Source organism: Fundicoccus sp. Sow4_F4, from assembly GCF_052116145.1.
GTDB lineage: Bacteria > Bacillota > Bacilli > Lactobacillales > Aerococcaceae > Fundicoccus.
In genome coordinates, this window is sequence record NZ_JBQKLQ010000007.1 from 152,016 (window position 1) to 159,701 (window position 7,686).

A 7,686-nucleotide genomic window follows, 5' to 3' on the forward strand; every position below is an offset into this window, starting at 1 on the left:
TCATTCTAATCCGTATAATCATCTTTTATATGGCTTACATCATTCTTAAAACTTTAACACACTGCTTATATTATAGGCAATTTTTCTTTAAAATAAAAGTCTTTCCCCTCATCCTAAAGTACTCTTTTTCTCTATATAATGCAAAAACTCCAGGTACGAGACCTGGAGTTTGATGTTAAATATTAATGATGACTGAATAAATTACGCTTCTTCAGTTGCTTTGCGTACTGCTTCTTCAACTAAAGCCACCACTTCTTCAGCTGTTCCACATTCATTGATTGCTTTATCAGCTAAAGCTTCCATTGCTTGTGAATCAAGTTTGCTAATCAAGCTTCTCGTTTGTAGAATACTTGTTGCACTCATCGAGAACTCATCTAAGCCCATACCTAATAATAATGGAACAGCCATTTGATCGCCTGCCATTTCACCACACATACCAGTCCATTTACCTTCTGCATGAGATGCATCAATAACATTTTTTATCAATGTTAAGATTGAAGGGTTGTAAGGTTGGTATAAGTATGAAACGCGTTCGTTCATTCTGTCTGCAGCCATTGTATATTGGATAAGGTCATTTGTTCCGATACTAAAGAAATCAACTTCTTTAGCGAATTGTTTAGCTAAAACTGCTGCTGCAGGAATCTCTACCATGATACCGACTTGAATTGTTTCAGAAACTACAACACCTTCGGAAATTAATTCTGCTTTCATCTCATCGTAAATCTTCTTAGCTGAACGGAATTCTTGCAAAGTAGCAATCATTGGGAACATGATACGTAAATCACCATGAACAGAAGCACGTAATAAAGCGCGTAATTGCGTTTTAAACATATCTGTTTGATCTAATGAAACACGAATCGCACGGTATCCTAAGAATGGGTTCATTTCTTCTGGTAAATCTAAGTAAGGTAATTCTTTATCCCCACCTATGTCCATCGTACGAACGACAACACCTTTACCATCCATTGACTCAAGAACTGTTTTATAAGCTTCGTATTGTTCGTCTTCAGTTGGGAAATCAGCTGAATCCATGTATAAGAATTCTGTACGGTATAGACCAACGCCATCCGCACCGTTTTCTAACACACCTACAACATCTTTTGGCGTACCAATGTTTGCTGCTAATTCAATATGTTTTCCGTCTTTTGTTACTGATTCAGACTCCACAAGTTTAGCCCACTCCGCTTTTTGACCATCATAAGCTGCAAGTTTTTCTTCATATTGCTTGATTTCATCTTCAGTCGGGTTAAGAATAACCTCTCCTTCTAATGCATCAACAATAATCACATCGCCATCTTTTACAGTAGTTGTAATTGATTGCGAACCAACAATTGCAGGAATTTCTAATGAACGAGCCATAATTGCCGAATGTGACGTTCTACCACCAATATTTGTTACAAAAGCCTTTACATACTTTTTGTTTAATTGTGCAGTATCACTTGGAGTTAAATCGTGTGCAATCACGATTACTTCTTCGTTGATTGTTGCTGGACTCGGTAACTTCACACCTAATAAGGCTGCAAGCATACGTTCTGAAACATCTTTAATATCCGCTGCACGTTCTTGCATATATGGATTATCTTCCATTGATGCAAAAATTTGGATAAACATATCAGAGACATTTTTTAATGCAGTTTCGGCATTTACCTTGTCTGATTCAATCTGACCTTTAACCTGATCTGTAAATTCTGGATCAGCCACAACTAATAAATGAGCTTCAAAAACTTGAGCTTCTTCTTCGCCTAATGATTCTTTGGCGATATCTCGAATAGCTGTAATTTCTGTAATCGTTTGAGCAATCGCTTGCTCAAAACGTGTAATTTCCGCTTCTGAATCATCAATCGTAACTGTTTCAAAACTCAAATCTGGTTCAGTAAGTAAGTAAACGGGTGCAATAGCTACACCATCACTTGCTGCAATACCAGTTAATCGTTTGACCATTATTCTGATAATCCTTCGTTCTTCATTGTTTCAGCTACAGCTTCAATTGCTGCTGCTTCATCTGCACCTTCTGCTGTAATAGTAACATCTGCACCTTGACCAACGCCTAATGACATTACACCCATAATAGATTTTAAGTTAACTGACTTACCTTTGTACTCTAAGTTTAAATCTGACGAGAATTTGCTCGCTGTTTGAACTAATAAAGTAGCTGGGCGTGCGTGAATCCCTGTCTCTGCAATTACGTGAAAGTCTTTTTTCTCCATATTAAAAACTCCTTTAGATAATTTTTTTTGAGGGGTTCTTCACTTGGTTTTACACATGAGTGAAACCCTTTCAATGACTAGAATACCATTTTTTTAGGCATCTAACAACAATAAACATCATTTATGATCATTACATTGTTGACTCAAACAGTATAAGACAATTTTACAAGAAATAAAAGGGCTAAATGACAATTAATTTCATTTTCGAAGTAAATTCATCGCTTTAACCTGTTATTTTTCTTGCAAAAGAGTATAATATAGTTACATTAAGGGGGCGTTGCAATTGAAAATGATCGATGTAACGAATAATCATTTCGAACTTGTATCAAAACAGTTAGAAAACACAGACGCATTTAACGTCAAAGTTTATTCATTAGGCTCAACAACTGTCATTTATACTGAAGCAAATACTCACAAGAATGTCATTGTTCTAAACAGGTCACGAACAGTCCGAGACCAAGAGGTTAATTTTGCTATTGCAAAATTATTAGATCAAGAAAATCGTCATAATTTAGAAGTCTTAAAAGGACACAACTTTGTTCAAATCGAAAAAATTATTCGATAATCAATAGCCTGAGTCAGGCTCTAGTTATTTCTTTACAACTTAATTTTTTTGCTTCTTATCACGCTATAAAAATACCAGCCAGACTTGATCAATAGATCGAGCCTGGCTGGTATTTTATTATCTTTGGTTAATGATTATAATAGTTGTTTTAATTCAATCTCTGGATACTTATCTTTGAACCAATTTTCAGCAAAAGTATTCTCGAATAAGAAGACGGGATTGCCAAAACGGTCACGCGTTAATAGGTTACGACTTGAAGACATCTTTGGATTTAAATCTTTAGGATCAATCCAACGTGCTATTTTTGAACCCATTGGCGTCATGACAATCTCTGCATTATATTCATGCAGTAGACGATATTGGAACACTTCAAACTGTAATTGTCCAACCGCTCCAGCAATATACTCTTCCGTATGATAAGTTTTATAAAGCTGAATGGCACCTTCTTGAACCAATTGTTCTATCCCTTTATGGAATGATTTCTGTTTCATAACATTCTTAGGTGTCACACGCATAAATAGCTCTGGCGTAAATTGTGGTAAAGGTTTAAATTGAACGGCTTGATTGCCTGAATAAATAGTATCGCCAATTTGTAAGTTACCCGTATCATAAAGTCCAATAATATCACCAGCAATTGCCGATTGAACTTCTTCACGTGAATCCGCCATAAATTGAGTCGTATGAGCCATACGAATGGATTTCCCTGTACGTTTCAATGTTACGTTCATCCCTTTTTCAAACACACCTGAACAAATACGAACGAAAGCAATTCGATCACGGTGAGCCGGGTTCATATTCGCTTGAATTTTAAAGACGAAGCCAGTGAAACGTTTTTCATCCGGTTCAACCACAACGTCATCCATCGCTTCTGTTTCAGCAGGTGCAGGCGCTAGATCAACGAAAGCATCGAAAAATGTTTGAACACCAAAGCCTGTTAGAGCCGAACCAAAGAAAACAGGTGTTAATTTACCAGCAGCAATCGCTTCACGGTCAAACTCATTTCCAGCTTCATGTAGTAAAGTAGCATCTTCCAAACCTTGTGTATAAATAGAAGATTCTTTAAAAGAATGTTCCCCCACTGCTTCACCATTTTCATCTAGAGGTACGAAAACTTCTGTTTCATCCTCTTCATCCGTATGGCGTAATTCAACCCGTTTATTATATAAATCATATAAACCAAGTAAACTTTTCCCCATTCCCATTGGCCAGTTCATTGGATAAGCCTGGATGCCTAAGACATCTTCCAATTCCGATACCAACTCTAACGGCTCGCGACCATCACGGTCTAACTTGTTAATAAATGTGAAGATTGGAATTCCACGCATACTACATACTTCAAACAATTTCTTTGTTTGTGGCTCGATCCCTTTACCAGAATCGATCACCATAACAGCAGCATCAACCGCCATTAATGTACGATATGTATCTTCTGAGAAATCCTCATGCCCTGGCGTATCTAGAATGTTTACTTGGTAACCATCATAGTCTACTTGCATGACTGAACTTGTTACAGAAATCCCACGTTGTTTTTCAATTTCCATCCAGTCTGATTTAGCAAATTTATTGGATTTCTTGCCTTTTGCCTTTACTGTCCCTGCTTCACGAATCGCCCCACTGAATAGTAATAACTGTTCAGTAATCGTCGTTTTACCCGCATCCGGGTGAGAGATAATCGCAAAAGTACGGCGTTTTTTTACCGCTTTGTCTAGTTGTATACTCATTTTAGTTCACCTAACTCACTCTCTATAAAATCTTCTCTACTCAAAAAAGTCGAACAACACCTTAACTGGTATTGTTCGCTCTCACTTACCTTCACCGTTTAATTGCCGCCTTTAACGCGTTTAAAATTTACTAATTTATTATTTAAATCTAAATCATCTAAATCAAATTCAACTTCTGTTTGTTTTTCATTGGCGATAACGTCTTGAATTAATTTTTCTAATTCACGTTTTTCTCGCTCACTTAAATTATTCTCTTGTGTCGCTTGACGTTTTTCAGTATCAATTGTCACTTCACTGAAATAACCATCTTCTTCGTAAGCATCTACTTGTAAAAGCAAACGTTCAATTTGGCTTTCAGGATAAATGGCATCAAAGTCAGTTTTCTTAAGCATCTCTTGATAGCTTGAAAGAATATCTAGCATTTCACCCTTCATCTGTTTCAATTGATCTTTTAAGTTACTTCCGTTACCAACTAACTCACGACTATTATACGCAAATTCTTCTTTAAATTGTAGTATTTGTTCTGTCGTACGTTCTTTTACTTTATTTGCTTCATTGCTTGCCGTCTCAATGATGCTATTGCCTGTCAAACGAGCGTCTACAACGCCATCTTTCAAGGCTTGTTCAATCTCTTCATAGTAAGTAATCTTCTTTTCAAAGCTTTCCATTTTGCTTTGGAATTCACTTACTTGGCTTTCAAGTGCTTTGATACGAGCTTCTTTTTCCTCTACCAAATTCAACACTTGTCCCCTATTGTAGCCAAGAAGACTTAATGATATTTCTCCGATTTCAGCCATAAATCCACCTTCTCTAATCACGCTATTCTTTGTATATACAACCACAACGCTAGTCTTATTCTTTAATCATATCAAATAATGTCAGATATAGCATTATTTTTTTTCAAATATCTAATTGTTTCTCTAATCTTTAAACAGACTAGTCGCCTATTCGAGACATAATAAACACACTATCCTTCATCTTCAGATAATTTAAAAACTACGACACCCGCTTTCAACAAAAGATGGTCTTAAAAAAACTGGCGACCTCCCATTTAATCTAATAAGAATAACCCCCGCAAAGTTAGAATTTCAACTCTAACTTACGGGGGTCACATCACTTAGAAATCTTTTATATTGTGATTAGTTAAACCATTGGTGACTCTAAATAGACGAGAATTAAGTTGTAAGTCGCGTCCACTGATTTAGCATGAGTTCTCTCATAAGCATGGCTTGCATCAATCCCAGCACCAATTAAACCATGACGTACATCCACTCCAGCTTTCATCGCTGCTGAAGCATCACTACTATAGTACGGATAAATATCTACTTGGTGAGCAATTGCATGTTTCTCACATAAATCAACCAAATGGTTTCTTAACTGTAAGTTATAAGGACCTGAACCATCTTTGGCACAAATAGATACTGTGTATTCATCTGATGTTTGATCGTCTCCTATCGCACCCATATCGACGGCTAAGTACTCGATCACCTCATCAGCAATGTTAGAGTTGCCACCATAACCAATCTCTTCATTGTTCGAAATGTAAAAATGAGTCGTGTGTGCCAATGTCACTTCGCCAGCTTTAACTTTTTCAATCAGTTCTAATAACAATGCTACACTCACTTTATCATCCAAATGACGAGACTTAATATAACCTGTTTCAGTAATTTCAATATTGGGGTTAAAGCTTATGAAATCTCCCACTGCAATCCCTAAGGCTGCAACCTCTTCTGGACTATTCACTTCATGATCTAAGCGAATTTCCATATTGTCTTGGTTACGTTCGCCGTTACGAGCTTCCTTGTAAACATGGACACTTGTCTGATGCATTAAAATCGTTCCATCGAAAGTCTTATTCGTACGACTTGCGTGTACCTGACAGTAATTGCCATCGATTGAGTTGTAGCTAAAGCCACCAATTAAATCAATCTTCAAACGACCATCTGCTTTAACTGCGCGAACCATTGCTCCTAGAGTATCCACGTGAGCCGTTATGAATCTATGTGCTTGATTATTAGTTCCATCTAAGCTGACTAACAGTCCACCCTTAGGTGTTATTGAGTGCTCAACTGAATGTTGAGCAAGTTGGGAGGATATTTTCTCCATAATGGCCTGTGTAAAGCCAGTTGGTGAGGGAGTACCTGTTAAATCAGCGATACGTTCTAAGCGCGCTTTAGATTCTTTTGTAAGTTGATAAGTAGTCATTAATTAAATTCCTTCTTTCAGATAAATATTTACATTAAACATTAGAAAATGTAAGATAGTTTCATCATACTGATTTACGAGAGGAGTTTCAAATGTTAAATTTTGAATGGTTTGAGGGAACTCAATCTCCCATGTTTCGAGACGCTTTATCAATCCGTCAACAAGTATTTGTGATTGAACAAGGGGTTGACGTTTCCTTAGAGATTGATGGTGAAGATGATCAACGCTGGCATATTGTAGCTTACATGGACGAGCAACCCGTCGCAACAGCACGTGTTTATTTCCCTTACGATGATCAGCGTTTAAAAGTACAAAGAGTCGCCGTAAAACAATCTGTTCGAGGGCAACATATTGGTCATTACTTAATGAAAGCAATCGAAGAATGGGCCCGAACTCGGTCTGCTGAAGGATTAATTCTCTCAGCTCAAGATCAAGTCATCCCTTTTTACGAAAAAAATGGCTATGAAGTGACAAATGAAGAAGGCTACCTAGATGCCAACATACCGCATCATGATATGGAAAAACAATTAGCCAAAGAAATTTAAACTTTCGCTTAATTAGAAGCTTGCTTCTAATTAAGGCACTTATTTGTAACCAATTTATAGAAAAGGTTTATAAGTAGACAGCGCGTTTAGATGCTGTCTACTTTTTTGTGCTTTTACGTCTTTGTAAAAAGATTCCACCAAGCTGCCATTACTTCGACAACTTAGACAGACAGCCAATGGCGCCTTGAAACTCAAACAATCGATTGGCAGCCCCAGTCATTTTCACTAAAGTTTTATAAGCAACACTCGATAGATTCAAGCTATTCCCTTTTAATTGTCCCACTCATTTTCTGAGTGGGCACGTTAGATTTTTAATGTGACCACTCAAATCACGAGTGGAACAATTAGAGTCGAAAGTTAACCTAGAGCGTGTATTATTAAATGGAAAGTTTAATTTTCGGGGCTAATTTAAGCCAATTTCCATTAAATTACCTTTTAATTGT

General features: G+C 36.9%; 7 protein-coding genes. 2 read left to right on the forward strand and 5 right to left on the reverse strand.

The window, feature by feature from the left end:
* Nucleotides 1–201: 201 nt before the first annotated feature.
* A complete protein-coding gene (ptsP, locus tag ACTQ5J_RS10985; protein WP_441752947.1) occupies nt 202–1,941 on the reverse strand; it encodes a phosphoenolpyruvate--protein phosphotransferase in 1,740 nt (579 codons plus the stop codon).
* Nucleotides 1,941–2,207 (reverse strand): phosphocarrier protein HPr, encoded by a 267-nt coding sequence (locus ACTQ5J_RS10990; protein ID WP_153833336.1) that lies wholly within the window; start codon nt 2,205–2,207, stop codon nt 1,941–1,943. The genes ptsP and ACTQ5J_RS10990 overlap by 1 nt, the downstream gene beginning before the upstream one ends.
* A 289-nt stretch (nt 2,208–2,496) precedes the next feature.
* On the opposite strand from ACTQ5J_RS10990, the gene ACTQ5J_RS10995 reads away from it, so the two are divergent.
* Entirely contained in the window at nt 2,497–2,772 is a 276-nt protein-coding gene (locus ACTQ5J_RS10995; protein WP_441752959.1) for a DUF1827 family protein, read from the forward strand.
* A 134-nt stretch (nt 2,773–2,906) separates the two neighbouring features.
* Here the strand turns inward: ACTQ5J_RS10995 and ACTQ5J_RS11000 are convergent, their stop codons facing one another.
* The 3 genes from ACTQ5J_RS11000 to ACTQ5J_RS11010 all read right to left on the reverse strand — a co-directional run bounded on the left by ACTQ5J_RS11000 (nt 2,907) and on the right by ACTQ5J_RS11010 (nt 6,698).
* Nucleotides 2,907–4,493 carry a peptide chain release factor 3 gene (locus ACTQ5J_RS11000; RefSeq protein WP_441752949.1) on the reverse strand — a complete coding sequence of 529 codons (1,587 nt, stop codon included), beginning with the start codon at nt 4,491–4,493 and terminating at the stop codon, nt 2,907–2,909.
* Nucleotides 4,494–4,591: 98 nt separating this feature from the next.
* On the reverse strand, nt 4,592–5,290 hold the full coding sequence (locus tag ACTQ5J_RS11005) for a DivIVA domain-containing protein (protein ID WP_441752951.1): 699 nt from the start codon (nt 5,288–5,290) through the stop codon (nt 4,592–4,594).
* A gap of 346 nt (nt 5,291–5,636) precedes the next feature.
* Nucleotides 5,637–6,698 (reverse strand): M42 family metallopeptidase, encoded by a 1,062-nt coding sequence (locus tag ACTQ5J_RS11010; RefSeq protein WP_441752952.1) that lies wholly within the window; start codon nt 6,696–6,698, stop codon nt 5,637–5,639.
* A 92-nt stretch (nt 6,699–6,790) separates the two neighbouring features.
* Between ACTQ5J_RS11010 and ACTQ5J_RS11015 the strand changes: the two genes are divergently transcribed.
* The gene (locus tag ACTQ5J_RS11015; RefSeq protein ID WP_441752954.1) at nt 6,791–7,243 is read left to right on the forward strand and encodes a GNAT family N-acetyltransferase; all 453 of its coding nucleotides are present in this window, start codon (nt 6,791–6,793) and stop codon (nt 7,241–7,243) included.
* The last annotated feature ends 443 nt before the right edge of the window (nt 7,244–7,686 follow it).